The sequence below is a fragment of the Geodermatophilus sp. SYSU D01186 genome (genome assembly GCF_054050215.1).
The window spans coordinates 1-25,118 of the sequence record NZ_JBJGYW010000048.1 but is presented as its reverse complement, the minus strand read 5'-3'; the positions used below and the strand labels follow the sequence as shown (position 1 = coordinate 25,118).

General features: G+C 74.4%; 24 protein-coding genes, 1 tRNA gene and 2 pseudogenes. 12 read left to right on the top strand and 15 right to left on the bottom strand.

The features are described 5' to 3' along the window. Positions 1-381, bottom strand: a pseudogene (locus ACI784_RS23455) (phospholipase); the annotation flags it as partial. Positions 382-452: 71 nt separating this feature from the next. On the opposite strand from ACI784_RS23455, the gene ACI784_RS23450 reads away from it, so the two are divergent. Further along, positions 453-1,721 (top strand): aspartate kinase, encoded by a 1,269-nt coding sequence (locus ACI784_RS23450; protein ID WP_456921375.1) that lies wholly within the window; start codon positions 453-455, stop codon positions 1,719-1,721. Beyond that, positions 1,718-2,770 carry an aspartate-semialdehyde dehydrogenase gene (locus tag ACI784_RS23445; RefSeq protein WP_457015124.1) on the top strand — a complete coding sequence of 351 codons (1,053 nt, stop codon included), beginning with the start codon at positions 1,718-1,720 and terminating at the stop codon, positions 2,768-2,770. The genes ACI784_RS23450 and ACI784_RS23445 overlap by 4 nt, the downstream gene beginning before the upstream one ends. A 43-nt stretch (positions 2,771-2,813) precedes the next feature. Here ACI784_RS23445 and ACI784_RS23440 read toward each other — a convergent pair whose 3' ends face one another. The 5 genes from ACI784_RS23440 to ACI784_RS23420 form a co-directional block, all read right to left on the bottom strand. Next, positions 2,814-4,661: a prolyl oligopeptidase family serine peptidase gene (locus ACI784_RS23440; protein WP_457015123.1), complete on the bottom strand. Its 1,848-nt coding sequence runs from the start codon at positions 4,659-4,661 to the stop codon at positions 2,814-2,816. A gap of 4 nt (positions 4,662-4,665) precedes the next feature. Next, entirely contained in the window at positions 4,666-5,748 is a 1,083-nt protein-coding gene (locus ACI784_RS23435) for a hemolysin family protein (RefSeq protein ID WP_457015122.1), read from the bottom strand. Then, positions 5,745-7,061 (bottom strand): hemolysin family protein, encoded by a 1,317-nt coding sequence (locus tag ACI784_RS23430; protein ID WP_456921379.1) that lies wholly within the window; start codon positions 7,059-7,061, stop codon positions 5,745-5,747. The genes ACI784_RS23435 and ACI784_RS23430 overlap by 4 nt, the downstream gene beginning before the upstream one ends. A gap of 123 nt (positions 7,062-7,184) precedes the next feature. Further along, positions 7,185-7,261 (bottom strand) — tRNA-Pro (locus ACI784_RS23425). A gap of 31 nt (positions 7,262-7,292) precedes the next feature. Next, positions 7,293-8,204 (bottom strand): metallophosphoesterase, encoded by a 912-nt coding sequence (locus ACI784_RS23420; protein WP_457015121.1) that lies wholly within the window; start codon positions 8,202-8,204, stop codon positions 7,293-7,295. A 53-nt stretch (positions 8,205-8,257) separates the two neighbouring features. Here ACI784_RS23420 and ACI784_RS23415 point away from each other — a divergent pair, with 53 nt between their 5' ends. Then, positions 8,258-8,710: a GatB/YqeY domain-containing protein gene (locus ACI784_RS23415; RefSeq protein ID WP_457015120.1), complete on the top strand. Its 453-nt coding sequence runs from the start codon at positions 8,258-8,260 to the stop codon at positions 8,708-8,710. Positions 8,711-8,824: 114 nt separating this feature from the next. On the opposite strand, the gene ACI784_RS23410 is transcribed toward ACI784_RS23415, so the two are convergent. From ACI784_RS23410 to ACI784_RS23400, 3 genes are read right to left on the bottom strand one after another with little or no spacing between them, the layout of a single operon-like run. Then, positions 8,825-11,191, bottom strand: a complete 2,367-nt coding sequence (locus ACI784_RS23410) for a penicillin-binding protein (protein ID WP_457015118.1) — start codon at positions 11,189-11,191, stop codon at positions 8,825-8,827. A gap of 41 nt (positions 11,192-11,232) precedes the next feature. After that, positions 11,233-12,492: an ArsA family ATPase gene (locus tag ACI784_RS23405; protein ID WP_456921384.1), complete on the bottom strand. Its 1,260-nt coding sequence runs from the start codon at positions 12,490-12,492 to the stop codon at positions 11,233-11,235. After that, the gene (locus ACI784_RS23400) at positions 12,489-13,481 is read right to left on the bottom strand and encodes an ArsA-related P-loop ATPase (protein WP_456921385.1); all 993 of its coding nucleotides are present in this window, start codon (positions 13,479-13,481) and stop codon (positions 12,489-12,491) included. The genes ACI784_RS23405 and ACI784_RS23400 overlap by 4 nt, the downstream gene beginning before the upstream one ends. Positions 13,482-13,599: 118 nt before the next feature. Between ACI784_RS23400 and ACI784_RS23395 the strand changes: the two genes are divergently transcribed. Genes ACI784_RS23395 through ACI784_RS23385 form a run of 3 tightly spaced genes read left to right on the top strand, consistent with a single transcriptional unit; the run spans position 13,600 to position 15,069 of the window. After that, a complete protein-coding gene (locus tag ACI784_RS23395; RefSeq protein ID WP_456921386.1) occupies positions 13,600-13,773 on the top strand; it encodes a hypothetical protein in 174 nt (57 codons plus the stop codon). A gap of 5 nt (positions 13,774-13,778) precedes the next feature. Further along, on the top strand, positions 13,779-14,252 hold the full coding sequence (locus ACI784_RS23390; protein ID WP_456921387.1) for a RidA family protein: 474 nt from the start codon (positions 13,779-13,781) through the stop codon (positions 14,250-14,252). Positions 14,253-14,271: 19 nt separating this feature from the next. Beyond that, entirely contained in the window at positions 14,272-15,069 is a 798-nt protein-coding gene (locus ACI784_RS23385; protein ID WP_457015117.1) for an NUDIX hydrolase, read from the top strand. Between the two features lie 150 nt (positions 15,070-15,219). Here ACI784_RS23385 and ACI784_RS23380 read toward each other — a convergent pair whose 3' ends face one another. Continuing rightward, positions 15,220-15,894 carry a Crp/Fnr family transcriptional regulator gene (locus tag ACI784_RS23380; RefSeq protein ID WP_456848801.1) on the bottom strand — a complete coding sequence of 225 codons (675 nt, stop codon included), beginning with the start codon at positions 15,892-15,894 and terminating at the stop codon, positions 15,220-15,222. Positions 15,895-16,231: 337 nt separating this feature from the next. Further along, on the bottom strand, positions 16,232-16,474 hold the full coding sequence (locus ACI784_RS23375) for a hypothetical protein (RefSeq protein WP_456921390.1): 243 nt from the start codon (positions 16,472-16,474) through the stop codon (positions 16,232-16,234). A gap of 158 nt (positions 16,475-16,632) precedes the next feature. Between ACI784_RS23375 and nth the strand changes: the two genes are divergently transcribed. From nth to ACI784_RS23350, 5 genes are all read left to right on the top strand, one after another. Further along, positions 16,633-17,418, top strand: a complete 786-nt coding sequence (gene nth, locus ACI784_RS23370; RefSeq protein WP_457015116.1) for an endonuclease III — start codon at positions 16,633-16,635, stop codon at positions 17,416-17,418. After that, positions 17,415-17,993, top strand: coding sequence for a TlpA family protein disulfide reductase (locus ACI784_RS23365; RefSeq protein ID WP_457015115.1), 579 nt, complete (start codon positions 17,415-17,417; stop codon positions 17,991-17,993). The genes nth and ACI784_RS23365 overlap by 4 nt, the downstream gene beginning before the upstream one ends. Next, positions 17,990-18,763, top strand: coding sequence for an NUDIX hydrolase (locus tag ACI784_RS23360; RefSeq protein ID WP_456921394.1), 774 nt, complete (start codon positions 17,990-17,992; stop codon positions 18,761-18,763). The genes ACI784_RS23365 and ACI784_RS23360 overlap by 4 nt, the downstream gene beginning before the upstream one ends. Positions 18,764-18,927: 164 nt before the next feature. Then, on the top strand, positions 18,928-19,242 hold the full coding sequence (locus ACI784_RS23355; RefSeq protein ID WP_457015114.1) for a plastocyanin/azurin family copper-binding protein: 315 nt from the start codon (positions 18,928-18,930) through the stop codon (positions 19,240-19,242). A 5-nt stretch (positions 19,243-19,247) separates the two neighbouring features. After that, positions 19,248-20,429: a MarP family serine protease gene (locus ACI784_RS23350; protein ID WP_456921396.1), complete on the top strand. Its 1,182-nt coding sequence runs from the start codon at positions 19,248-19,250 to the stop codon at positions 20,427-20,429. On the opposite strand, the gene ACI784_RS23345 is transcribed toward ACI784_RS23350, so the two are convergent. From ACI784_RS23345 to acs, 3 genes are all read right to left on the bottom strand, one after another. After that, positions 20,430-21,356, bottom strand: a complete 927-nt coding sequence (locus tag ACI784_RS23345; protein ID WP_457015113.1) for an alpha/beta fold hydrolase — start codon at positions 21,354-21,356, stop codon at positions 20,430-20,432. A gap of 25 nt (positions 21,357-21,381) precedes the next feature. Beyond that, positions 21,382-21,885 (bottom strand): phage holin family protein, encoded by a 504-nt coding sequence (locus tag ACI784_RS23340; RefSeq protein ID WP_456921399.1) that lies wholly within the window; start codon positions 21,883-21,885, stop codon positions 21,382-21,384. Positions 21,886-22,209: 324 nt separating this feature from the next. Continuing rightward, complete coding sequence (acs, locus tag ACI784_RS23335) at positions 22,210-24,159, bottom strand: acetate--CoA ligase (RefSeq protein ID WP_456921401.1); 1,950 nt, start codon at positions 24,157-24,159, stop codon at positions 22,210-22,212. A gap of 121 nt (positions 24,160-24,280) precedes the next feature. Here acs and ACI784_RS23330 point away from each other — a divergent pair, with 121 nt between their 5' ends. Continuing rightward, positions 24,281-24,988 carry a (2Fe-2S)-binding protein gene (locus ACI784_RS23330; protein ID WP_457015112.1) on the top strand — a complete coding sequence of 236 codons (708 nt, stop codon included), beginning with the start codon at positions 24,281-24,283 and terminating at the stop codon, positions 24,986-24,988. 27 nt (positions 24,989-25,015) lie between these two features. On the opposite strand, the pseudogene ACI784_RS23325 reads toward ACI784_RS23330, so the two are convergent. Then, positions 25,016-25,118 (bottom strand): annotated as a pseudogene (locus tag ACI784_RS23325) (IS982 family transposase); the annotation flags it as partial.

Below are 25,118 nucleotides of genomic sequence, written 5' to 3'. Positions count from 1 at the left end.
CTGGTCGAGGATGACCTCGCCGCCGCCGTGCTCGATCTCGGCGTCGAGGGCGCGGTTCTCCTCCTTGGAGAACGACATCCGGTCCATGTGGGAGCGCCAGACCAGTCCCCGCACGGTCACCCCGCGGTGCACGGCCTCCGTGAACAGCTGCGCGACGGTCGGCCCCCCGGGGCGCAGCTGCTCGTCGGGGTCGCCGCGCCAGTCGGTGAAGAAGAGGTGGTCACCCTCGTCGAGGGCCTGCACGCACTCGACGAGCCGGTCGAAGTAGGCCGCCCCGTGCACCAGCGGCACGGCGAGGTTGCCGTCGGTGTACGCGGGCAGCGCCGTGGCCGGGTTGCCCCGTTCCTCGGCCGTGAGCAGCCACCGCTCGGGATCGTCCACGCGGTGATCACAGCCTGCCGTCCCGGGGCACGCAACCACGTCGGGCGCGGACGTCGGTAGCCTGTGGACCCGTGGCCCTCGTCGTCCAGAAGTACGGCGGATCATCCGTCGCCTCCGCCGCGCACATCAAGCGCGTCGCCGAGCGCATCGTGGCGGCCAAGAAGGAGGGCGACGACGTCGTCGTCGTGGTCTCCGCGATGGGTGACACGACCGACGAGCTGCTCGACCTCGCCGGCCAGATCACCGACGACCCGGCCGGCCGCGAGCTGGACATGCTGCTCACCGCGGGTGAGCGCATCTCCATGGCCCTGCTGGCCATCGCCATCAACACCCACGGGTACGAGGCGCGGTCGTTCACCGGCTCGCAGGCGGGGGTGCTGACCACCTCCAGCCACGGCAAGGCGCGGATCATCGACGTCACGCCGGGCCGGCTGCGCGACGCCCTCGACGAGGGCTCGATCGTCATCGTCGCCGGGTTCCAGGGCGTCAGCCAGGACACCAAGGACGTCACGACGCTCGGCCGCGGCGGGTCCGACACCACCGCGGTGGCCGTCGCCGCCGCGCTGCAGGCCGACGTCTGCGAGATCTACACCGACGTCGACGGCGTCTTCACCGCCGACCCGCGGATCGTGCCGAACGCCAAGCGGCTGGACACGGTGACGTACGAGGAGATGCTCGAGCTCGCTGCCTCCGGCGCCAAGGTGCTCATGCTCCGCTGCGTCGAGTACGCCCGCCGCTACGGCATCCCGGTGCACGTCCGCAGCTCCTACTCCCAGCTCCCCGGCACGATCGTGACCGGCTCGATGGAGGACCCCACGGTGGAACAGGCCATCATCACCGGCGTCGCGCACGACCGCTCCGAGGGCAAGATCACCGTCTACGGGGTCCCCGACCGGCCGGGCGAGGCCGCACAGCTGTTCCGCGTGCTCGCCGACGCCGAGATCAACATCGACATGATCGTGCAGAACGTGTCGGCCGAGGCCAGCAAGCTCGCCGACATCTCCTTCACGCTGCCCAAGAGCGACGGTCCCGCCGCGCTGGCGGCCCTGGAGAGGGTCAAGCACACCGTCGGCTACACCGACATCCGCTTCGACCAGCACATCGGCAAGGTCTCGCTGGTCGGCGCGGGCATGCGTTCGCACCCGGGCGTCTCGGCGCGGTTCTTCGGCGCGCTCGCCGACGCCGGGGTCAACCTCGAGCTGATCAGCACCTCGGAGATCCGCATCTCCGTGGTGTGCCGCGACACCGACGTGGACCTCGCCGTCCGCGCGGTGCACGACGCCTTCGACCTCGGCACCGACGAGGCCGAGGCCGTCGTCTACGGAGGGACCGGACGATGAGTCTGTTCAAGAAGGACGGCCTGCGCGTCGGCGTCGTCGGCGCCACCGGCCAGGTCGGCGGCGTCATGCGCCAGATCCTCGCCGAGCGGGACTTCCCGATCAGCGAGCTGCGCTTCTTCGCCTCCGCCCGCTCCGCCGGCAGCACCCTGCCGTGGGGCGACGGCGAGATCACCGTCGAGGACGCCGCCACCGCAGACCCCACCGGGCTCGACGTCGCGCTGTTCTCCGCCGGCGCCACGACGTCCCGCGTGCAGGCGCCGCGGTTCGCCGAGGCCGGCGTCACCGTGATCGACAACAGCTCGGCGTGGCGGCGCGACCCCGACGTCCCGCTGATCGTCGCCGAGGTCAACCCGCACGCCGTCGGCGAGATGCGCAAGGGCATCATCGCCAACCCGAACTGCACCACGATGGCCGCGATGCCGGTGCTCAAGCCGCTGCACGCCGAGGCCCAGCTGGTGCGCATCGTGGCCAGCACCTACCAGGCGGTCTCCGGCAGCGGGCTGGCCGGCGTCGAGGAGCTGGACACGCAGGTCAAGGCGGTCGTCGACAAGGCCGCCGAGCTGACCCACGACGGCGCGGCGGTGACCTTCCCCGAGCCGGTCAAGTACGTGAGGCCGATCGCGTTCAACGTGCTGCCGATGGCCGGGTCCCTGGTCGACGACGGCACGTTCGAGACCGACGAGGAGCAGAAGCTCCGCAACGAGAGCCGCAAGATCCTCGAGATCCCGGACCTGCGGGTGTCGGGCACCTGCGTGCGGGTGCCGGTCTTCACCGGGCACTCGCTGTCGCTGAACGTCGAGTTCGCCCGGCCGCTGTCGGTCGAGCGGGCCACCGAGCTGCTCACCGGCGCGCCCGGGGTCGAGCTGACCGCCGTCCCGAACCCGCAGCAGGCGGCCGGGCAGGACCCGAGCTACGTCGGCCGCATCCGGCAGGACCCGGGCGTGGACGGCGGCCGCGGCCTGGCGCTGTTCGTGAGCAACGACAACCTGCGCAAGGGCGCCGCGCTCAACACCGTCCAGATCGCCGAACTCATCGCCGCCTCCCGCTGAGCGGAGGCTGGGGGCGCAGCTGACCTGCGCCCCCAGCCTCCGCCTACGGGCTCACGTTGCGCAGCGCGAAGGACAGGGCCACCTCGACCTGACGGATCGTCTCCTCGATGACCAGCGAGCCGTGGCCGGCGTCGAACCGGTACACCTCGTGCGGCTTGCCCAGCTCGTCGAGGCGCGCCAGGTAGTTGTCGATCTGCCGGATGGGGCAGCGCGGGTCGTTGGCGCCGGCCACCACGAGCACCGGCGCGCGGACGGCGTCCACGTAGGTGATCGGGGACGAGCGCACGTAGACGTCCCGGACCTCCTCCGGTGACCCGCCGAACAGCGCGCGGTCGTAGGCCCGCAGGCCCTCCATCTCGTCCTCGTAGGCGGCCAGGTAGTCCGCGACCGGCACTTCGGCGATCCCGGCGGCCCAGCGCTCCGGCTGCGTGCCCAGCCCCAGCAGGGTGAGGAAGCCGCCCCACGACCCGCCGGACAGCAGCGCCCGCGACGGGTCCACGAGGCCCTCGGCGACCAGGGCGTCGTAGACCGCGGCGACGTCCTCCAGCTCCGTGAGACCGGGACGGCCGGTGAGGGCATCCCGCCAGGCGCTGCCGTAGCCGGTGGAGCCCCGGTAGTTGACGTGCACGACCGCGTATCCGGCGTCCACGTAGGCGGCGCGGCGGGCGCGGTAGGAGTCGTCGTCGGCCGCCTCCGGGCCGCCGTGCACCAGGAACGCCGTCGCAAACGGTCCGCCCCGCCCACCCGCTCCGGCCGGGCGGACGACGAGCGCGTGGACGTCCCCGCCCGGCCCGGGCACCCAGCGGTCCTCCACCGGGTACGCGGCGGGGGGCTCCTCGCCCGGCGCGGCCAGCACGACCGGCCCGTCGGCCCGCCGGATCACCGGCGGCAGCTCGGCGTTGGACCACGCCAGCTCCACGGTGCCGTCGGGCCGGGCCGTGGCGCCGCGTACGACGCCGCGCGGGGTGTCCAGGCGTTCCAGTGACCCGGTGGCCAGGTCGTAGCGGTACAGCTCGCTGCGCGCGGCGTGGTCGTGGCCCACCAGCAGCGCCGAGCCGTCGGGGTACCAGCCGGCCGTCACGTCGCCGGGCAGGTCGAGCACCACCTCGGTCTCGGTGTCGGTGCCGACGTCCCAGACGAGCACCTCCTCGCGGCCGCGGCGCTCGTGCCCCACCAGCAGCCGCCGGTCGCCGGGCAGCGGGGCGAACTCCAGCGCGTGCAGGCCGCGGCCCTCGCCGTCCCACTTCTCGGCCACCAGGGAGTCGTCGTCCGTGCGCAGCACCCGCAGCGCCGGGTAGCGCGGGTCGCCGTGCTCGGAGTGCGAGATGACCAGCAGGTCCTCGTCGTGGGTGAGCGCGTCGACCGAGGCGGGGTCCTCGTGCCGGTAGACCACCCGCGGCGTCCCGCCGGCGGGGGCCAGCCACAGCTCCGAGCCGTCGTCGGTGGAGCGGCCGACGGCGACCACCCGGGTGCCGGTCTCCAGCCCCGCCGGGTAGGCCGGCCCGACCTCGGGGACGGCGACCCGGTCGTCGCCGCCGGCGAAGGGCTGGACCATCCAGACGCCGAACTCGTCGCCGTCGGTGTCGGCGAACCACCAGATGGTCTCGCCGTCGGGGCTGAGGGTGCCGATGAGCGTGCCGTTGGCCCGGTCGGTGACCTGCCGGTGGGCGTCGGTGGTCCGGTCCCAGGCGTACTGCTCGACCACGCCGCTCACGTCGGAGGAGTACAGGCAGCGCTGCGGCGCGTCGCGGGCCCAGTCGGGCAGGCTGACCCGCGGGGCGCGGAAGCGGGCCTGCCACCGGGCGGTGACCTCCGGCGGGAGGGCCGCCGCGTAGGGCGTCGGCGTCTCGGGGGTGATCACGCCGGACTCGGCGGCGGGCTGGGCTCTCACCGCGTCATCTTCCCCCGGCCCCGGCCCCGGCCGCCGCGCCGACACCACCCGCGTGCTCCACCGCGGCGTCCCGGACGTCGCCGATCAGCTGCTCGAGGACGTCCTCCAGGGCCACCACGCCGACGGTGACGCCGTCCCGGACGACGGAGCCGAGGTGGGCGCCCTGGGTGCGCATCTCGGCGAGCACGTCGGGCAGCCCCGAGCGCGGGGCCAGCGGCACCAGCGGGGTGACGTGCTCGTCGTCGATCGGCCGGTCGCGCCCGTCGCCGTCCACCCCGAGCACGTCCTTCACGTGCACGAACCCCAGCAGCGCGCCGTCCTCGCCGCACACCGGGTAGCGGCTGAAGCCGTGCCGGGCCACGACGGTCTCCAGCTGCCGCGGGGTCGTCGACCGCGGCACGGTGACCACGCGGTCCATCGGCAGCAGCACCGACTCGACCTCGTGCTGCTCGAAGGTCAGCGCTCCGGTGGCGAGCTCGCCGACCTCGTCGCCCAGGCGGCCCTCCTTCCGCGACTGGGCGATCATCGACCGGATCTCGGCCTCGTCGAAGCTGGCGGTCACCTCGTCGGTCGGCCGGACGCCGAAGAGCCGGACGAACCCGTTGGCCACGGTGTTGAAGAACCAGATGAACGGCGCGAGCAGCCGGACCAGGGCGGCCAGCGGCGGGCCCAGCACCAGCGCGGCGCGGTCGGGGCCGGCGATGGTGACGTTCTTGGGCACCATCTCGCCGAGCACCATGTGCAGCACGGTGACGATCGCCAGGGCGATCACCAGCGCGATCGGGTGCAGCAGCCCCTCGGGGACGCCGAGGGCCGCCATGGGCCGCTCGATGAGGTGGGCCACCGCCGGCTCGCCGACCGCGCCCAGCCCGAGCGAGCACAGCGTGATGCCGAGCTGGGCCCCGGCCATCATCCGAGAGACGTTGCGCATCGCGGCGAGGGTCTTGCGGGCCCGGGGCGAGCCGGCCTCGGCGCGCGGCTCGATCTGGTCGACGCGGGCGGAGACCAGCGCGAACTCCGCGGCCACGAAGAACGCGTTGCCCAGCAGCAGCGCGACCAGGACCAGCAGGCTGACGACGTCGCTCATGCCGCGACCCCCTCGACGGGGACCTCTACCCGCTCGGCGCGCACCCGCGCCACCCGCCGTCCGTCCAGGGTCTCCACGGTGAGCCGGGCGCCCTCCAGCTCCACGGTGTCGCCCACCTCGGGCAGCCGCTGCAGCCGCTCGGCGAGGTAGCCGGCCAGCGTCTCGTAGCGGCCCTCCGGCACCGGCACGCCGGCGCGCTCACGCACCTCGTCGGGTCGCAGCAGCCCGGACAGCAGCCACGTCTCGTCGTCGGCCCGGCGCAGGGTGCGCAGCGGCCGGTCGGTCTCGTCGGAGATCTCGCCGACCAGCTCCTCCACGATGTCCTCCAGGGTCACCACGCCGTGGGTGGCGCCCCACTCGTCGACCACCAGGGCGATCTGCAGGCCCTGCTCGCGGAGCAGGTCCAGCAGCCGCTCCAGCTGCAGCGACGAGGGGACGGCGAGCACCGGGGCGGCCAGCTCACCCGCGGTGCGGGTGGACCGCTCGGCCTCGGGCACCGCGACGGCGTTCTTGACGTGCACCACGCCGGTGACCTCGTCGAGGTCGGCGCCGTACACCGGGAAGCGGGAGTTCCCCGACTCGACGGACGCGGCGATCACGTCGGCCGCGGTGGCGCGGGTCGGCAGGCTCCACAACCGCGTGCGCGGGGTCATGACGTCGGTCGCCAGCTTCTGCCGCAGCCCCAGCGAGCGCTGCAGCAGGCGGGCGGCCACCGGGGAGAGGTCGCCCTCCTCGGCGGAGCGGCGGGCGACGGCGGCCAGCTCGTCGGCGCCGCGGGCGGACTCCAGCTCCTCGCGGGGCTCGATGCCCAACCGGCGCACGATGCCGTTGGCCAGCCCCTGCAGCGCACCGACCACCACGCCTGAAGCCCTGGTGAACGCGCGCATGCCCGGGGCGACGAAGGCGGCGACGGCGAGCGGGTTGGCGATCGCGAGGTTCTTGGGCCCGAGCTCGCCCAGCAGCATCTGCAGCACGGTCGCCAGGGCCAGGGCCACGCCGTAGGAGACGCCGGTGACCGCGCCGCCGGACAGGCCCAGGGCCTCCAGCGGGCCCCGCAGCAGATGGCCCAGCGCGGGCTCGGCCAGGTAGCCGACGACGAGCGTGGTGATCGTGATGCCCAGCTGGGCGGCCGAGAGCTGGGTGGACAGCGACCGCAGCGCCGTCACCACGCCCCGCGCGCGGGGGTCGCCGCCGGCCGCCGCCTCCTCCGCCCGGCCGCGGTCGACGGTGGTGAGCGAGAACTCGGCGGCCACGAAGAAGCCGGTCAGCGCGGTCAGCGCGACGGCGGCGAGGAGGAGCAGCCACTCGGTCATCGCTCCCCCCGGTGCCCCGCTGGTGAGCGGCCGAACCCCGGGCGCCGGTGAACCTGCCCACCGCAGCGGGGGAGCGCCCCCCGGAGACGACTCAGGGGCCGCCTCGCGGCGGCCCCTGAGCACTGGTCGGGGTGACAGGATTTGAACCTGCGACCTCGTCGTCCCGAACGACGCGCGCTACCAAGCTGCGCCACACCCCGAGGTACGCAAGGAGTCTAACCGACGCCCTCCTCAGGTCTGACGGGCGGTCAGCGTGAGGAGCGTCGCCTCCGGCGGACAGGCGAACCGGGCCGGTGCGTAGGGGCTCGTGCCCAGCCCCGCGGAGACGTGCAGCCAGGTGCCGGCGGGGCGGTCGGCCGCCGGCTCGGCCCAGCGGTGCAGCCAGCGGACCCGGTCACGGTCGATGCCGCAGTTGGTGACCAGCGCACCGTAGAACGGGATGCGCAGCTGCCCGCCGTGGGTGTGGCCGCACAGCAGCAGGTCATAGCCGTCGGCGGCGAACCGGTCGAGCACGCGCGGCTCCGGGGAGTGGGCCAGCCCGATCCGCAGGTCGGCGTCCGCGTCGGCGGGTCCGGCGATCCGGTCGTAGCGGTCCCGCCGGATGTGCGAGTCGTCCACGCCCCCGAACACGACCCGGCGTCCGCGCACCACCAGCTCCCCGGTGGCGTTGGTGAGGTCCAGCCAACCGCGTCCGGCGAGGCCGTCGCGGAGGTCCCGCCACGGCAGCGGGTCGCCGTGCACGCGCTTGTGGTGCCGCTTGAAGTACTTGAGCGGGTTCTTCGGCCTCGGCGCGTAGTAGTCGTTGCTGCCGAGGACGAAGGCGCCCGGCAGCTCCAGCAGCGGCTCCAGCGCCCGCAGCGTGCCGGGGACGGCGTCGTGTCCGGCCAGGTTGTCGCCGGTGTCGACCACCAGGTCCGGCTCCAGTTCGGCCAGCGAGGCCACCCACGCCTGCTTCGACCGCTGGTCGGCGGTCATGTGCAGGTCGGACAGGTGCAGCGCCCGCAGCGGCGCGGACCCGGGCGCCAGCACCGGGACGTCGAATCGGCGCAGCGTCCAGCGGTTGCGCTCGTAGAGGGAGGCGTAGGCGATCCCCGCGGTCGCCGACGCGAGGACGGCGGAGGGGACGAGGGTGGTCGCGCGCACGGGAGCCCAGGGTACGGGGGCGCCGGCCGGACCCGCCGTGCCAGGCTGGGCACGTGCCCGACCTCAAGGACCAGCTGCGCGCCGACCTGACCACCGCGATGAAGTCCCGCGACGAGCTGCGGACCGCGACCCTGCGCATGGTGCTGGCCGCCGTGACCGCGGAGGAGGTGGCCGGCAAGGAGGCCCGCGAGCTGACCGACGACGAGGTCCAGGCCGTGCTGCGCCGGGAGGCGAAGAAGCGCCGGGAGGCCGCGGACGCCTTCGCCGCCGCGGGCCGCACCGAGCAGGCCGAGCGCGAGCGCGCCGAGGGCGAGGTCGTCGGCGCCTACCTGCCCGCCCAGCTCGAGGACGCCGACCTGGCCGCCCTCGTCGCCGACGTGATCACCCGCACCGGGGCGGCCGGCATGAAGGACATGGGCCGGGTCATGGGCGCCGTGCAGGGCGAGGTGGCCGGGCGGGCGGAGGGCGGCCGGGTGGCCGCGGAGGTCCGCCGCCAGCTGGGCTGAGCCGGGACGGCGGCCCGGCCGGGGCCGTCCTCAGCGCGCCATCACGTCTCGCTCGGCCCCGGACGTGCGACGTCCCCGGGACCGGGAGCGGTCGCCGGGGACGTCGCAGGTGGGTCAGTTGCCGGGCCGGCCCCCACCGCCGTCCCCGCCGGGGAACCCGCCGCCGCGCGTGAGGACCCCGCCGCCGTTCTGGTTCGGGGCCGGGCCGCCGGCCGGTGCGGGCCCCCCGTCCGTCGCGGGCGGCGCCGTGGCCCCCGCGTCCGGTGCCGGGGCGACGAAGGCCGAGCCGTTGCTGACCCGGATGGTGACCACCTGCTCCGGCGTGACCCGGCCGCCGGCACCGGGGTCGGTGCCCAGCAGCGTGCCGGGCGGCTGGTCGCTGTCCACGGCCACGGTGGTCGAGGTCAGGCCGGCAGCCTGCAGTGCGGCCCGGCACTCATCCTCCGCCGAGCAGGCGGGCACCTGACGGGTGTTGCCGTTCTGCGTGGCCGGGTCCGCCGAGGGGAAGGGCACCACCGGCCGGCCCCCGAGGATCGGCTGCATCGCGTCGTGCCAGATCGTGGCGCCCTTGCCGCCACCGAAGCCGCCGACGTTCTGGTTCTCCTTGGGGTTGAGCACCATCACGCTGGCTGCGTACTGCGGCGTGTAGCCGACGAAGGCGACGGAGAAGTTGTTCTGGCTGGTACCGGTCTTGCCGGCGATCTGGTGGCCGGCCACGTAGGCGCGCGCACCCGTCTGGCCGGGGTGGCCGGGCTCGACGTCCTTGCGCAGCATCTGGTTGAGCGTGCTGGCCACACCCGACGGGATCGCCTCGGAGGTGCAGTTGTCGTCGCGGACGACCGGCTGCCCGTCCTCACCGGTCAGCGGCTTCCCCTCGTCGTCGAGGACGGCGGTCACCGGGGTGGGGTCGCACTGGGTGCCGTTGGCCGCCAGGGTCGCGTAGGCCTCCGCGAGGTCCAGCGGGCTGGTCGGCTCGGCGCCGAAGGTGAACGACCCGCGGTTCTCCTCGATGATCTGGTCGGCCGGGGTCGAGCGGAAGTCCATGCCCATGGCCTCGGCCATGCGCACCGGCTTCTCGACGCTGCCCAGGGCGTCCTCGAGCGCGAGGAAGTAGGTGTTGGAGGACATGTAGAGGGCCCGCTCCATGTCCAGGGTGGCCGGGTAGTTGCCGGCGTTCTCCACGTCGTAGCGCGCGCGGCCGTCCCGGTAGACCCGGGAGACGTAGGGGTCCCCGGTGGTGAGCGTGTAGTACTGCGAGTACCCCTCGGCCAGCGCGGCGGCGGCGACGAAGGTCTTGTAGGTCGACCCCGCGCCCTGGCTGTGGGCGGTGTTGAGGACGACGGACTCGCACTCGGGTCCGTCGCAGCCGAAGCGGCGGTTGACGCTCATCGCCAGCACGTGCCCGGTGCCCGGCTCGACGGCGGTGTACATGCCGGCCAGTCGGTCGCCCATCGGCAGGGTGTTGAGCACGGCCTGGTCACCGGCGGCCTGCACGTCCGGCCGCAGCGTGGTCTGGATGGTCAGGCCGCCGTTCTGCAGCGTCTCGTCGGAGATGTCGAGCGTCTGCACGAGGTACTGGTGCAGGTAGGCGCAGAAGAAGCCGCCGATCGAGGCGTCGATGCAGCCGTTGGCCGGCTGCGCGCCCGGCGCGACCTCCACCGGGGAGGCGGAGATCTCGGTCAGCTCCTGCTGGCTGATGTGCCCGAGGTCGAACATCCGCTGCAGCACCTGGTTGCGCCGGACCTGCGCGTTCTCCGGGTTGGCGATCGGGTCGTCGTTGGCCGGGCTCTGCACCAGCCCGGCCAACATCGCCGCCTGCGGCAGCGTGAGGTCGGCGGCGTCCACGCTGAAGTACTTCTGTGCCGCGGCCTGGATGCCGTAGGCGCCCTGCCCGAAGTAGGCGATGTTCAGGTACCGGGTGAGGATCTCGTCCTTGGAGTACTCCTCCTCCAGGGCGAGGGCCAGCCGGGCCTCCTTGAGCTTGCGCCCCAGGCTCTCCTCGGTGGCCGCCTGCCGCTCCTCCGGTGTGTCGGCCGTCTCGGCGAGGGTCTGCTTGACCAGCTGCTGGGTCAGCGTCGAGCCGCCCTCACGCACCGACCCGGCCGCCACGTTCGTCACGAGCGCCCGCAGCGTGCCCTGCACGTCCAGGCCGTTGTGCTGCTGGAAGCGCGAGTCCTCGATGTCGACCAGCGCCTGCTTCATGACGTCGGCGATCTGGTCGGGCTCCACCGGCGTCCGGTTGTTCCGGAAGAAGTGCGTGATCAGCGACCCGTCTGCGGCGAGCACCCGGGTGTTGCCGGCCGGGGCGGCGTCGGTGAGCTCGACCGGGAGGGCGTCGAGCAGTGACGCGGAGTTCCGCGCCACCACGCCGCCACCCCCGACGAAGGGCAGCAGCATGCCGGCGAGCAGTGCTCCGGCGAGGACGATCGTCGCGGCGAGCTTCGCGAGGACCCGGGCGCGGGCGGGGGCGGCGGGAGACATCGCGAGCAAATGTACGTGCCGGCGTGCTCCTGACGTCGCCGTCAGCGACGGCGCGCGGGGAGCACTCTGGTGCGTGGGACTCCTGTCGGCGTGTCGTCATCCGGACCGGTCAGCGCGTCGGCCATCACCCGAAGCCCGTCGAGGTCGTGCACGTCGCCGGCGGCCGCCGGCACGGTGCGGACGGCGACCTGGGGGTGGGCGCTGGTGAACCGGTCGGCGAGCCGCTGCTCGCGGGCGGCGGCGCCCATGCGGTCGGCGTGCACGCGCAGCGCCCCGGCGGCGAGCCCGGCGCCCTCCCCGCCGGCCTCGAGCACCTCCTCGGCGGCCGCGTCGGCGCGGGTGGCGGTCAGTCCGGTGGTGGCCGGCGGGTGGGTGCGGTTGAGCACCAGCCCGGCCAGCGGCATCTGCTCGCTGGAGAGCCGGTCGACGAAGTAGGAGGCCTCACGCAGGGCGTCGGGCTCCGGCGTCGCGACGACGACGAACCAGGTGCCCGGCCGGCGCAGCAGCTCGTAGGTGGCGGTGGCACGTTCCCGGAACCCGCCGAACATCGTGTCCAGCGCGGAGACGAACGCGGAGATGTCCCGCAGCAGCTGGCCGCCGAGGATCTTGCTGATGATCCGGCTGAACACCAGGAAGCCGGCGCCCACCAGTCGCATGCCGGCGCGGCCGCCGGCGCGGGCGGGGGCGGTCAGCAGCCGGATCATCGTGCCGTCGAGGAACCGGCTCATCCGGTTGGGGGCGTCGAGGAAGTCCAGGGCCGACCGCGACGGCGGGGTGTCGACGACGATGAGGTCCCAGTGCTCGCTGGCCCGCAGCTGGCCCAGCTTCTCCATCGCCATGTACTCCTGCGTACCGGCGAAGGAGGACGACAGCGCCTGGTAGAAGGGGTTGGCCAGGATCTGCTCGGCCCGCTCCGGCGTGGCGTGCGCACACACGACGTCGTCGAACGTGCGCTTCATGTCCAGCATCATCGCGTGCAGCTCGCCCTTGGCCCCCGGGACGTCGACCCGCCGCGGCTCGTTGTCCAGCTCTCCCAGTCCCAGGGACTGCGCCAGGCGGCGGGCCGGGTCGATGGTGAGGACGACGACGCTGCGACCGCACTCCGCGGCGGCGAGGGCCAGGGCGGCCGAGGTCGTCGTCTTGCCCACGCCGCCGGCGCCGCAGCAGACCATGATCCGGGTGTCCGGGTCCGCGATCAGCTCGGCCAGGTCGAGGGGGAGGGCCTCGGGTGGAGGGGGTGCGGCGGGGCGCGGGTGCCGGTGGTGCCGCTCGGCCGGGGCCGGCCCGGCGGCCTCGCTCATGCCGCCACCTCCGCCCGGAGGTGGTCCTCCAGCCGGCCGGCCAGCTCGAACAGCGCCCCGACGTCGATGGGGCCGGGCAGCAGCGGCAGCTCGACGGTGGGCCGGCCGAGGGCCTCCACCTCGTCGCGCAGCTCGTCCTGGGCTGCCCAGCGCCGGGCGTGCTCGACCGCCTCGGCGGCCAGCGCTTCGGCCAGCGCGCTGCCGTCGTGCACGTGCGCGGCGGTGAGGGCGGGAGCGAGGTCGGCGCCGGTCAGCCCGGTCGTGGCGGCGCGGTCGAGCTCGTCCTCCGGCAGCAGCGGCTCTGCGGCCATGTTCACGACCACCGAGCCGACGGGGAGACCGGCCTCCGTCAACTCCGCGATGGCGTCGGCGGTCTCCTGGACCGGCATGTCCTCGAGCAGGGTCACCAGGTGCACCGCCGTCTGCGGCGACTTGAGCACCGCCATCACGCCGTCGCTCTGCGTCTTGATCGGCCCCGAGCGGGCCAGCCCGGCCATCTCGCCGGTGACGCCGAGGAAGCGGGTGATCCGGCCGGTCGGCGGGGCGTCGACCACCACGGCGTCGTAGACCCGGCGGCCGTCGCGGCGGCGGGTGACCGCCTCCTTGATCTTGCCGGTGAGCAGCACGTCCCGCAGGCCCGGCGCGATCGTGGTGGCGAAGTCGATGGCGCCCATCTTGCGCAGCGCCCGGCCGGCCCGCTTGAGGTTGTAGAACATCTCGAGGTACTCGAGGAGCGCCTCCTCAACGTCGATGGCCAGCGCCTTCACCTCGCCGCCACCCCGGGTCACAGCCACCCGCCGCTCCTCGTAGGGCAGGGGCGGGGTGTCGAACAGCTGCGCGATGCCCTGCCGGCCCTCCGTCTCGACCAGCAGCACGTGCCGGCCGTCGGTGGCCAGGGCGAGGGCGAGAGCGGCGGCCACCGTCGTCTTCCCGGTCCCGCCCTTGCCGGTCACGACGTGACAGCGCACGGGGAAGGGTTCGGAGGCCACGGCGCCAGCCTAGAAGGACCCCGTCCTCCCCACCCCTCGCGAGCTCGGGGCGGGCCCCGGGACGGGGCCTTCGGCCGGGACCGGGACGGAGCCGGGGGGCTGCGCTAGCGTCGCGGCCATGAGCGAACCGGCCCGTGTCCGGTGGGAGTACGCCACCATCCCGCTGTTGATCCACAACACCAAGGCGATCCTCGACTCCTGGGGCGTCGACGGCTGGGAGCTGGTGACCGTGCTCCCGGGCCCGGCCGGCGCCGAGCAGCCGGTCGCGTACCTCAAGCGCCCGCTGGGCTGACCGCCGTGACGACGCCGCAGACCCAGAGCTGGCACGCCCGGCTGGCCGAGCTCGGCATCCGGTTGCCCCCGGTGGCCGCACCGGTGGCCGCCTACGTCCCGGCGGTGCGCAGCGGTCAGCTCGTCTACACCTCCGGGCAGCTGCCGTTCGTGGACGGCGGGCTGCGCCGCACCGGCAAGGTCGGCGGCTCGGTCGACCCGGAGGACGCCGCGCACGACGCCAAGCTGTGCGCCCTCAACGCCCTGGCCGCCGTCGACGACCTGGTCGGGCTGGACTCGGTGGCCCGGATCGTCCGCGTGGTCGGCTACGTGGCCAGCGCCGAGGGCTTCACCGGTCAGCCACGGGTGGTCAACGGGGCCAGTGAGCTGCTCGGGCGCATCTTCGGCGACGCCGGGCGGCACGCCCGCAGCGCCGTCGGCGTGGCGGAGCTCCCGCTGGGCGCCCCCGTCGAGGTCGAGCTCACCGTCGAACTGCGATGACGGCGGGCGAGCCGTGGGCGTGGAGGTGACCGAGCCGCGCCAGGCGGCCACCGTCCTGCTGCTGCGGGACGGCACCCCGGGCCTCGAGGTCTACGTGCTGCGGCGCACCCGGGGCATGCCCTTCGCCGGTGGGATGACCGCCTATCCCGGCGGCGGCGTCGACCCGCGGGACGCCGACGTCCACACCGCCTGGACCGGCCCGTCCCCGGCGCAGTGGGCGGAGGCGTTCGGCTGCGACGAGCCGACCGCCCGCGAGCTCGTGTGCGCCGCCGTCCGGGAGACGTTCGAGGAGGCCGGCGTCCTGCTCGCCGGGCCGGCCGACGGCTCGGCCGTCGTGCCGGACGTGAGCGGCGACGACTGGGAGGAGCAGCGGCAGGCCCTGCTGACCCGGGAGCTGTCCCTGGCCGAGCTGCTCACCGACCGCGGCCTGGCACTGCGCTCGGACCTGCTGCGCCCGTTCGCGCACTGGATCACCCCGCCGGACGAGCCACGGCGCTACGACACCAAGTTCTTCGCCGCCGCGCTGCCGGTCGGGCAGGAGGCGCGGCACGTCACGGGGGAGGCGGACGAGGCGAGCTGGCTGACGCCGGCCGCCGCCCTGGCGGAGATGCGCGGTGGCACGCGGCCGATGCTGCCGCCGACCATCCACACCCTCGGCCAGCTCGAGCCCTTCGCCGACGTGGCCGCTGTGCTGGCCGGCTCGCCGCCGGAGCCGCTGCAGCCGATCAGTCCCACCTTCGTGGAGGAGCCCGACGGCCGCTGGGCCGTGCTGCCCGACGGCACGCGGATCCGGATCGTCGTGCCGCTCCCGGCCTGAGCCTGTGCCTTGCGGGTCCTCCTCGCGCTCTGCGGGCACTGCAGCGCCCGCAGACCCCGGAGAACGCCCGCAGAGCGGCCGCCGGGCGCTGCCACGACGCGACGAGGCCCCGCTCCGGGACCGGAGCGGGGCCTCGTCGCGTCGAGTGCGTCAGCGGGCGCGGCGGCGCAGACGCTCCTCGTCGAGGACGACGACCGACTTGCCCTGCAGCTGGATCCAGCCGCGGTGCACGAAGTCGGCCAGCGCCTTGTTCACCGTCTCGCGCGAGGCGCCGACCAGCTGGGCCAGCTCCTCCTGGGTGAGGTCGTGCTTGACCCGCAGGCCCTCGCCCTCACGGCTGCCGAACCGGTCGGCCATTTGCAGCAGCGCCTTGGCCACCCGGCCGGGGACGTCGGTGAAGATCAGGTCGGCCACGGAGTCGTTGGTCCGTCGCAGCCGGCGGGCCAGCACCCGCAGCAGCTGCTCGCCGATCTCCGGGTGCGCCTCGATCCAGGGGCGGATGACCGACTGCGGCATCCGGGCCAGCTTGACGTCGGTGACCGCGGTCGCCGTCGCGGTGCGCGGGCCCGGGTCGAAGACCGACAGCTCACCGAACTGGTCCGACGGACCCATGACGGCGAGCACGTTCTCGCGGCCGTCGGGGGAGCGGCGGGACAGCTTGATCTTGCCGGACATGACGATGTAGAGGCTGTCGCCCGGCTCGCCCTCGTTGAACACGACTCGGCCTCGCGGCAGCGTGATCGTCTCGAGGCGGCTGATGACCGTTTCCACCGCCTCTTCCGACTGTCCCTGGAAGAGCCCGGACTGGGCCAGCACCTCGTCCACTACGCGTCCTCTCGCACGACCAGTGGGAACGCCGACAACCGGCGCCTCCCGGAGAGCGCGCGCCTGTGGCGCGGCGCTGTCCGCAGTGAGTCTAGGGGGCTGTGCGCGTGGTCACCCGATCGGTGGGAGACCGGGCCACCCCGACGAGGGAGGGGACGGCGGACGACACCGCAGGTCCGACTCGCGTTTCCGCCCGTCCCGGGGCCCGCCCTGAGCTCGCGAAGGGTGGGGACGGTGGGGTGTTCCGCGAGGGGACGTCTCGGACCGGATGCTGCTCTTGGCCCCGTCCCGGGTCCCGCCCTGAGCTCGCGAAGGGTGGGGAGGACGGGGTCCTTCCTCAGACGACGGGCGGCTCGGCCTCCTGGATGACGCGCGACGAGCGCCGCCGCCGCCAGCGGGCCATGGCCCGGCGGATGCCGGAGGAGGCGAGGGTGTCGACCTCGCCGGGGCTCGCCGTGGAGAGGAACTCGGCGACCTCACGGGGACCGGTGGGCCGGCGCAGCGGCTCCTCGACCCGCTCCATCACCAGCAGGAACGCTATGAGCAGCGGTGGGAACAGGATGACGATGAGGGCGACCACCGGGTACCTCCTCCGTCCTCGTCGGGGGCGGCGCCGGTCGGCCGGCGCCCGCGCGCACTCCTGTGTACCCCGTCCCGCGGGGCGGAATCCGCGCCCACGGCGGCTGCGATGATGGCACGCCCCCGGGATCGTCAGCTCATCCGCCTACCCTCGACCGCGTGTCCTCGCCCGCCTACGCACGCCCGGTCCCCCCGCACGCGAGGCGCGCCGCCGCCCGCGGCGGAGCGCCGTACGACCCGGAGGAGACGCCGCTGGCGCGCACCCGCCGGGCCCGCCGGATGGCCCGCGAATTGGCGCTGATCCACCCCGACGCGCACTGCGAGCTGGACTTCACCAACCCCTTCGAGCTGCTGGTCGCCACCGTGCTGTCGGCGCAGACCACCGACAAGATGGTCAACCGGGTCACTCCCACCCTGTTCGCCAAGTACCCCGACGCCGTGGCCCTGGCCGGCGCCGACCGCGGCGAGCTGGAGGAGATCCTCAAGCCCACCGGTTTCTTCCGGGCCAAGGCCAACTCGGCCCTCGGCCTGGCGCAGGCGCTGGTCGAGCGGTTCGACGGCGAGGTGCCCGGCCGGATGGGCGACCTCGTCACCCTCCCCGGCGTGGGGCGCAAGACGGCCAACGTCGTCCTCGGCAACGCCTTCGGCGTCCCCGGCCTCACCGTCGACACCCACTTCGGCCGGCTGGTGCGCCGTTTCGGCTGGACGGCGGAGGAGGACCCCGTCAAGGTCGAGACCGAGGTCGCCGGGCTGGTGCCGAAGAAGGAGTGGACCGACTTCAGCCACCGGGTGATCTTCCACGGCCGGCGGGTCTGCCACGCCAAGAAGGCGGCCTGCGGGGCGTGCGGTCTGGCCCGCTGGTGCCCGTCCTACGGCATCGGCCCCACCGATCCGGAGGTCGCGCTGAAGCTGGTCAAGACGCCGGCCGCCTCCGACACCGAATGAGCGTCCGCGGGCGGGTGGCCGCCGGTGCGCTGCTGCTGGCGCTGGCCGGCTGCGGCGCCGAGGCGACGGACGACGGTGCCGCGCCGTCCGCGGCCCCGGCCGTGACGAACACCACCGCGGCGTGCCCGGAGCAGCCCGACGAGCCGGCGTCCGGCGGGAACGTGCTCGCCGACGTGACCGTCGACTGTCTCGGGGGCGGGCAGCTCGCCTTCGGCCGGGCGCAGGGGGTGCCCACCGTGGTGAACCTGTGGGCGAGCTGGTGCGGACCGTGCCGGGAGGAGCTGCCTGTGGTGCAGCAGCTGGCCGACGCGGCCGGCGACCGCCTGCGCGTCGTCGGGCTGGTCAGCCAGGACACGAGCGACAACGGGCGGGCCTTCGCCGCCGACGCGGGGGTCACCATGCCCACCGGCGTCGACGCCGACGGCGACCTCGCCATCGAGCAGGGGCTGCGCGGGCTGCCCTACACCTACTTCCTGCGCGCCGACGGCTCCGTCGCCCACCTGCAGCTGCGCCCGGTGACCTCGCTGGAGGAGCTGGAGGGCCTGGTGGCCGAGCACCTGGGGGTGCAGCTGTGAGCGCGGCGGCCGGCGAGGAGCAGCGCCCTGACGGCCTCCCGGCGTACCTGCACCGGCTGCTGGACACCGGCGCCGACCTGCCGCTGCGCCACCGCATGCCCCGCCCGACCGCGACGGCCCGCCGCTCGGCGGTGCTCATCCTCTTCGGCGAGGGCCCGCGCGGCGCCGACGTCCTGCTCATCGAGAAGTCCGCGCACCTGCGCACGCACGCAGGTCAGCCGGCCTTCCCGGGCGGGGGCGCCGACCCCGGCGACGAGTACCCGGTGGGCACGGCGCTGCGGGAGGCCGAGGAGGAGGCCGGCATCGACCCCGACGGGGTGCGGGTGCTGGCCACCCTGCCCGAGCTGTTCCTCGGCCCGTCGGACAACCTCGTCGTGCCGGTGGTCGGCTGGTGGGAGGACCCGCGCGACGTCAGCGTCGGCGACCCCCGGGAGGTGGCCCGCGTGGCGCGGGTGCCGCTGGCGGAGCTGACCGACCCCGCCAACCGGTTCCGGGCCCGCCACCCCTCCGGCTACGTCGGGCCGGCGTTCGGCGTGGCCGGCATGGTCGTGTGGGGGTTCACGGCGGGGCTGCTCGACGCGATCCTCGAGGCCGCCGGCCTGGCCCGGCCGTGGGACCAGTCCGACGTCCGCGAGCTGCCCGTCCTGGGCGTGCGGCGTCCGCAGCTGCCGGGCACGCTCGACGCCGTCGAGGAGGAGGACGCCGCCGCGCCGACGGTCGCCGACCCCGCGCCCGACGGGCCTCCGACGCGTACGGTTCCCCCGCGATGAACGGGAGAAGGACCTTCTCGGCCCCCACCGGTCGCACGCCCGCGACGGGCCCCTGCAGGAAGGCCGTCGTGGTCGCCGCCGCATTGGTCCTGTTGGCCGGGTGTGGCGGCGGCGGATCCGGGAGCCCGACGGCGACGACGTCGGCCGGGCCCGACCTCGGCACCGTGAGCACCGCCCCGGACGGGGTCCAGGAGGTCACCCTGCAGACGCAGGACGACTACGTGTTCACCCCGGCCACCTTCACCGTCGCACCCGGGCCGGTCCGGCTGACCGTGGTCAACGTCGCCGAGCAGCTGACGCACAACTTCCGGTTCACCCCGGACGCCGGGGCGGAGCCGATCACACCGGAGATCCCGCTGCTGGCCCCGGGGGAGAGCCGCACCATCGAGTTCACCGTGTCCGTCCCCGGTGAGCACCCCTTCGAGTGCAGCTTCCACACCCAGCTCGGGCAGCTCGGCACGATGACGGTGCAGGGCTGACCCGGGTGTCGATCGTCGACGTCGTCCTCATCGTGCTGGCCCTGTCCTTCGGCTTCTCCGGCTTCCGGCAGGGCGTGATCGTCTCCGCGGCGTCCTTCTTCGGCTTCTTCGGCGGCGCGGTGCTCGGCGCCCAGCTGTCCGGACCGGTGACCGAACGGGTCGACGGCTCACCGGTGACCCGCGTGTTCGCCGCGCTGGTCGTCGTGCTGGCCGGTGCGCTGCTCGGGCAGGTGCTGGCCGGTGCGGTCGGCCGGGCGGTACGCCGGCGGGTCACCTGGGAACCGGCCAAGATGGTCGACTCCGTGGCGGGTGCGGTGCTGTCGGCCGCCGCGGTGCTGCTGGTGGCCTGGATGGTGGCCACCCCGCTGGCCACCGCCCCCTTCCCGGAGGTGGCCGGGCAGGTCCGGCAGTCGGCGCTGGTGCAGGCGGTCGACCGCAGCGTGCCCGACAGCGTCCGGGCGGTGTACGACTCGCTGCGGGAGGCGATCGACCGGCGCGGGCTGCCCGACGTCCTCGACCCGCTCACCCCCACCGACGTCCCCGACGTCCCGGCGCCGGACGAGGCGCTGCGCGGCAGCCCGGTGGTGGCCTCCGTGCAGGGGTCGGTCGTGCAGATCAGCGGTGTCGCGCCGTCCTGCGCGCGGCAGATCGACGGCTCCGGGTTCGTCTTCGCCGACGAGCGGGTGATGACCAACGCCCACGTGCTCGCCGGGGTCACCGACCCGGTGGTCGCCGCCGAGGGCGAGGAGTACGACGCGACGCCGGTGTACATCGACGAGGAGACCGACATCGCAGTCCTCGCCGTCCCGGACCTGCCGCAGGTGCCGCTGACCTTCGCCCCGGCCCCGGTCGAGTCCGGCGCGGACGCGATCATCATGGGCTACCCCGGCGGCGGCGGCCTGTTCGTCGGGCCGGCCCGGGTGCGCGACCGCGGCGAGATCAGCGGCCCGGACTTCCGCAACTCCCAGACGGTCGTCCGCGACGTCTACGCCCTCCGCGGCGAGGTGCGCGCGGGCAACTCCGGCGGCCCGCTGTTCGACTCGCAGGGGCACGTGCTCGGCGTCGTGTTCGCCTCGGCCATCGACGACCCGCTCACCGGCTACGCCCTCACCAACGCGCAGGTCGACGGGGCCCGGCAGGCCGGGCTGACGGCGACCGCGGAGGTGCCCACCGGCGCCTGCGAGTAGTCACCTCGCCCAGTCGACCAGCGCCTGGTTGACCGCCTCGGGCGACTCCTCCTGCGGGAAGTGCCCGACGTCGGGGAGCACCCGCCAGTCGTAGGCGCCGGCGACGTAGCGGCCGGAGCCGAGAGCCGACGACGGCAGTACGCAGGGGTCCAGGCCCCCGTGCAGTTGCAGGGTGGGCGCGGTGACCGGGGCGGCCATGCGGCGGGCGTAGCGCCACCCGTCGGGGCGGACCTGGGAGCGGCCGAACCAGCGGAAGTACTCCATCGAGCCGTAGGCGGCCTGGGGGATGCGTGCCGCCGAGCGGTAGCGCTCCACGGCGTGGGCGAAGTCGGCGGTGGAGGTCCAGTCCGGGCCGGCCCACCGGCGCATCAGCTCGGCGACCGGGTCGTCGTCGGCACGGGTGAGCCGGCGCTCGGGCAGCCGCGGCAGCTGGAATCCGAGGACGTGCCGCAGCGCCCGTCGCTGCGCGGGGTCGGTGAGCGACGCGCGCAGCCGCCGGGGGTGAGCCATCGAGAGCACCACCAGCCGGCGGACGCTGCGGGGGTGCAGGGCGGCCGCCGACCAGGCCACCAGCCCGCCCCAGTCGTGCCCGACGAGGACGGCGTCCCGTTCACCCAGCGCGCGCACGAGCGCGGCGACGTCGGAGGCGGCCGTCGGCAGGTCGTAGCCGCGCGGCGGCTTGTCGCTGCCGCCGTATCCGCGCAGGTCGGGGGCGACGGCGTGGAAGCCGGCGGCGGCCAGGGCGGACAGCTGGGCGCGCCAGGTCCACCAGAACTGCGGGAAGCCGTGCAGGAGCAGCACCAGCGGGCCCTCGCCGGCCTCGGCCACGTGCAGCCGGACGCCGTTGGCGGAGACGTCGCGGTGGGTCCAGGGGCCGGGCAGCAGGACGCTGGTGGCGTCGGGCGGCTCCTCGTCGGCGGTGCTCACCGGGCCGGGCGCCGGGGCGCGCCGGTCAGACGGAGTACTGGTCGCTGCCGCGCAGCTGCACCCGGCCGTTGGTCACGGTCGGCACCTCCCGGCGACGCTCGCCCGGGGCCTCGCGGTGGACGACCTCCGGCAGCTCGCGGAGGGTCTCCAGCGTCCGCTCGGGCTTCTCGATCTTCTTGAGCTGCCCGCGCCCGATCACGGCGGCGATCACGGCGAGCAGCACGAAGAACGCCCAGACGATCAGGTAGGAGATCCAGCGCTGGAGGCCGAGCCAGGTGAGGAACTCAGCGATCGTGATGAAGAGGAAGACCGTGGAGACGGCCAGCAGGACACCGGCCGCGCCGAACGCGCCGGCGCCGATGCCGGCCTTCTTCGCCGACCGCCCCATCTCGGCCTTGGCGAGCTCGATCTCGCTGCGGATCAGCGTCGACATGTCCGCCATGGCGCTCTGCACGAGCACCCCGATGGAGGGGTCCTCCGCGCCGGCGGGCCGGCCCTGGGACGGGGTCGACTGTGCGCTGTGGGCCACGGGGGGCACCTCCTGGACTGGGGCGGACGTCCCCGCGTGCACGCGGGGCTGGGGGAATCGTGCCCCATGATCGCCGGGCGCGCGTCTCCGCGTCCCCCGACCGGGTCGCCGGGGAGGGGGAGCCCCTCCCCGGCGCGGCCCCCTGCAGGGTCCCGCCGTGAGCGTGCGAGCGGTGGGGGCAGGGGGCGCGCCTTGGCTTCTGGCCCCCTGCAGGGTCCCGCCGGGAGCGTGCGAGCGGTCGGGGCAGGGGGCGCGCCTTGGCTTCTGGCCCCCTGCAGGGTCCCGCCGGGAGCGTGCGAGCGGTGGGGGGCAGGGGGTCCTTTCTCAGTCCTCCGAGGGCGACGCGGGCAGCTTGTCCTTGATCAGGTTCATCACCGACGAGTCGGTGAGCGTGGTGACGTCCCCGAGCTCCCGGTTCTCGGCGACGTCGCGCAGCAGCCGGCGCATGATCTTGCCGGAGCGGGTCTTGGGCAGCTCCTGCACGACCATGATCTGGCGGGGCTTGGCGATCGGGCCGATGTCCTTGGCCACGTGGGTGCGCAGGGTCTGCACCAGGTCGTCGCCGGAGTCCTCCGCGCTGCCGCGCAGGATGACGAAGGCGACGATGCCCTGCCCCGTCGTCGGGTCGCTGGCGCCGACGACCGCCGCCTCGGCCACCGCCGGGTGCGCGACCAGGGAGGACTCGACCTCGGTGGTGGAGATGCGGTGCCCGGAGACGTTCATGACGTCGTCCACCCGGCCCAGCAGCCAGATGTCACCGTCAGCGTCCTTCTTGGCGCCGTCCCCGGCGAAGTAGACGTCCTTGCCGAAGCGCGACCAGTAGGTGTCGACGTAGCGGTCGTCGTCGCCCCAGATGGTGCGCAGCATCGCCGGCCACGGCTCGGTGAGCACCAGCAGGCCGGTGGTGTCGTCGCCGAGCTCGTTGCCCTCGTCGTCGACGACCTTCGCCGAGATGCCCGGGAACGGGGTCTGCGCCGAGCCGGGCTTGAGGTTCGTGACGCCGGGCAGCGGGGTGATCATGTGGGCCCCGGTCTCGGTCTGCCACCAGGTGTCCATGATCGGGCAGCGGCCGCCCCCGATGTGCTCGTGGTACCAGAGCCACGCCTCGGGGTTGATCGGCTCACCGACCGAGCCGAGCACGCGCAGGCTGGTGAGGTCGAAGCCGGCGGGGATGTCCTCGCCCCACTTCATGAACGTGCGGATCACCGTGGGCGCGGTGTACAGGATCGTGACGCCGTACTTCTGGATGAGCTCGAACCAGCGGCCGCGGTGCGGCGTCTCCGGCGTCCCCTCGTACATGACGCTCGTCGCCCGGTTGGCCAGCGGCCCGTAGACGATGTAGCTGTGGCCGGTGACCCAGCCGACGTCGGCGGCGGTCCAGTAGACGTCGGTGTCGGGCTTGAGGTCGAAGGTGGCCCAGTGGGTGTAGGCGACCTGGGTCAGGTAGCCGCCGCTGGTGTGCAGGATCCCCTTGGGCTTCGCCGTCGTCCCCGACGTGTACATGATGTAGAGCGGGTGCTCGGCGTCGAAGGACTCCGGGGTGTGCTCGGCCGACTGCCGCTCGACGACGTCGTGCCACCACAGGTCGCGGCCCTCGGTCCACTCGACGTCCTGCTCGGTGCGCCTGACCACCAGGACGTTGCGCACCGCGCCGCCCCGGCCGACCGCGTCGTCGACCGCGGGCTTGAGGGCGCTGGGGGCGCCGCGGCGGTAGCCGCCGTCGGCGGTGATGACGAGGACGGCGCCGGAGTCGTCGAGCCGGCTGGCCAGCGCGTCGGCGGAGAACCCGCCGAACACCACCATGTGGACGGCGCCGATGCGGGCGCAGGCCAGCATCGCGATCACCGTCTCGGGGATCATCGGCATGTAGATGGCCACCCGGTCGCCGGCCTGGACGCCGAGCTCGACGAGGGCGTTGGCCGCCTTGCAGACCTCGTCCTTCAGCTGGGCGTAGGTGATGGTGCGGGTGTCGCCGGGCTCGCCCTCCCAGTGGTAGGCGACCTGCTCACCGTGGCCGGCCTCGACGTGCCGGTCCACGCAGTTGTAGGCGACGTTGAGCTTGCCGCCGACGAACCACTTCGCGAAGGGCGGGTTGGTCCAGTCGAGGACCTCGTCCCACTTCTGCGTCCAGGTCAGGCGCTCGGCCTGCGTCGCCCAGAACGCCAGCCGGTCCCGCGACGCCTCCTCGTAGACGTCGGGACCCACGTTGGCCTGCGCGGCCAGCGCCTCCGGCGCCGGGAACCGGCGGCCCTCCACCTCGGTCGTCTCGCTCATGCGGCTCCTCCCGGTCTCGGCCGTCGTCCCGGGGACGACGGAACGTGCTCCCCGCCACACCGTATGGCGCCCGGGCGCCCCGCGTCTGCCCCGGATGGCGTGCTCGGGCGAGACTGCCCCGGTGACCGCGGACGCGCAGGTGGAGGTGGCCGCCCGGGTGCCCGGGGCGGCCGCGCTCGGCCTGCTCGCGCCGCCGTCCGCCCGCCCGCTGCCCGCCGTCCGGCTGGCCGACCCGGGGTGGACGGCGTCCCGCCTGGCGGAGCTGGGCGAGCGGTACGGCAGCGCGGACCGGCGGGTGCTCGCGACGGTCTGGTGGTACTCCGCGTCGTCGGTGCTGCTGACGCCGTCGCTGGCCGGCCTGCTGACCGGGCGCCCGCTGTCGGCGCGGCTCGCCGACACGACCCTGGCCGAGCTGTCCGGCGGGGTCCTGGTGGCGGCGACCGCGGCGGCCGGGGGAGCCGACCCCGCCGGCGAGCTGCGCGGTTCGCTGGCGGAGGTGGTGGCCGCCGTGGCCGAGGCGGGCCGGATGCGGCCGCGCCCGCTGTGGGCGATCGCCGCCGACTCGCTGGCCGGCCGGCTGCTGGCGCTGGGCCGCGCGCTGGACGACGTCCCGCGGGCCACCGCGCTGGCCGGCGACCTGGCGGCCGCGGTGGGACCGCCGCTGCCGGTGCCGGGCTACGTCGACGTCGAGGGGGTCCGCTTCGTGCGGCGGGTGTCGTGCTGCCTGCTCTACCGGCTGCCCGCCCAGCCGCTGTGCACCTCCTGCCCGCGGCGGCCGGCGGCGCACCGGGAGGTGCTGCTGGCCGACACCGCGGCGCGGATGCGCTGACCGCTAGACGAGTAAGTCCAAAGTCGGTCAGTGGTCGTAGGCGATCAGTGAGCGGGTGATCGGCTGGCCGGTGGCGCGGTTGTGCCAGATGGCGGCGGTCAGCGCCAGGATCCGCTGGGCCACGCGGGTG

Bases quoted from the DNA above. Each gene is read 5' to 3' on its own strand.
- ACI784_RS23405 (WP_456921384.1), bottom strand. From the start codon at position 12,492: ATGAGCGAGGCCGCCGGGCCGGCCCCGGCCGAGCGGCACCACCGGCAC.
- ACI784_RS23395 (WP_456921386.1), top strand. From the start codon at position 13,600: ATGAGCGAACCGGCCCGTGTCCGGTGGGAGTACGCCACCATCCCGCTG.
- ACI784_RS23445 (WP_457015124.1), top strand. From the start codon at position 1,718: ATGAGTCTGTTCAAGAAGGACGGCCTGCGCGTCGGCGTCGTCGGCGCC.
- ACI784_RS23410 (WP_457015118.1), bottom strand. From the start codon at position 11,191: ATGTCTCCCGCCGCCCCCGCCCGCGCCCGGGTCCTCGCGAAGCTCGCC.
- ACI784_RS23435 (WP_457015122.1), bottom strand. From the start codon at position 5,748: ATGAGCGACGTCGTCAGCCTGCTGGTCCTGGTCGCGCTGCTGCTGGGC.
- ACI784_RS23430 (WP_456921379.1), bottom strand. From the start codon at position 7,061: ATGACCGAGTGGCTGCTCCTCCTCGCCGCCGTCGCGCTGACCGCGCTG.
- ACI784_RS23365 (WP_457015115.1), top strand. From the start codon at position 17,415: ATGAGCGTCCGCGGGCGGGTGGCCGCCGGTGCGCTGCTGCTGGCGCTG.
- acs (WP_456921401.1), bottom strand. From the start codon at position 24,159: ATGAGCGAGACGACCGAGGTGGAGGGCCGCCGGTTCCCGGCGCCGGAG.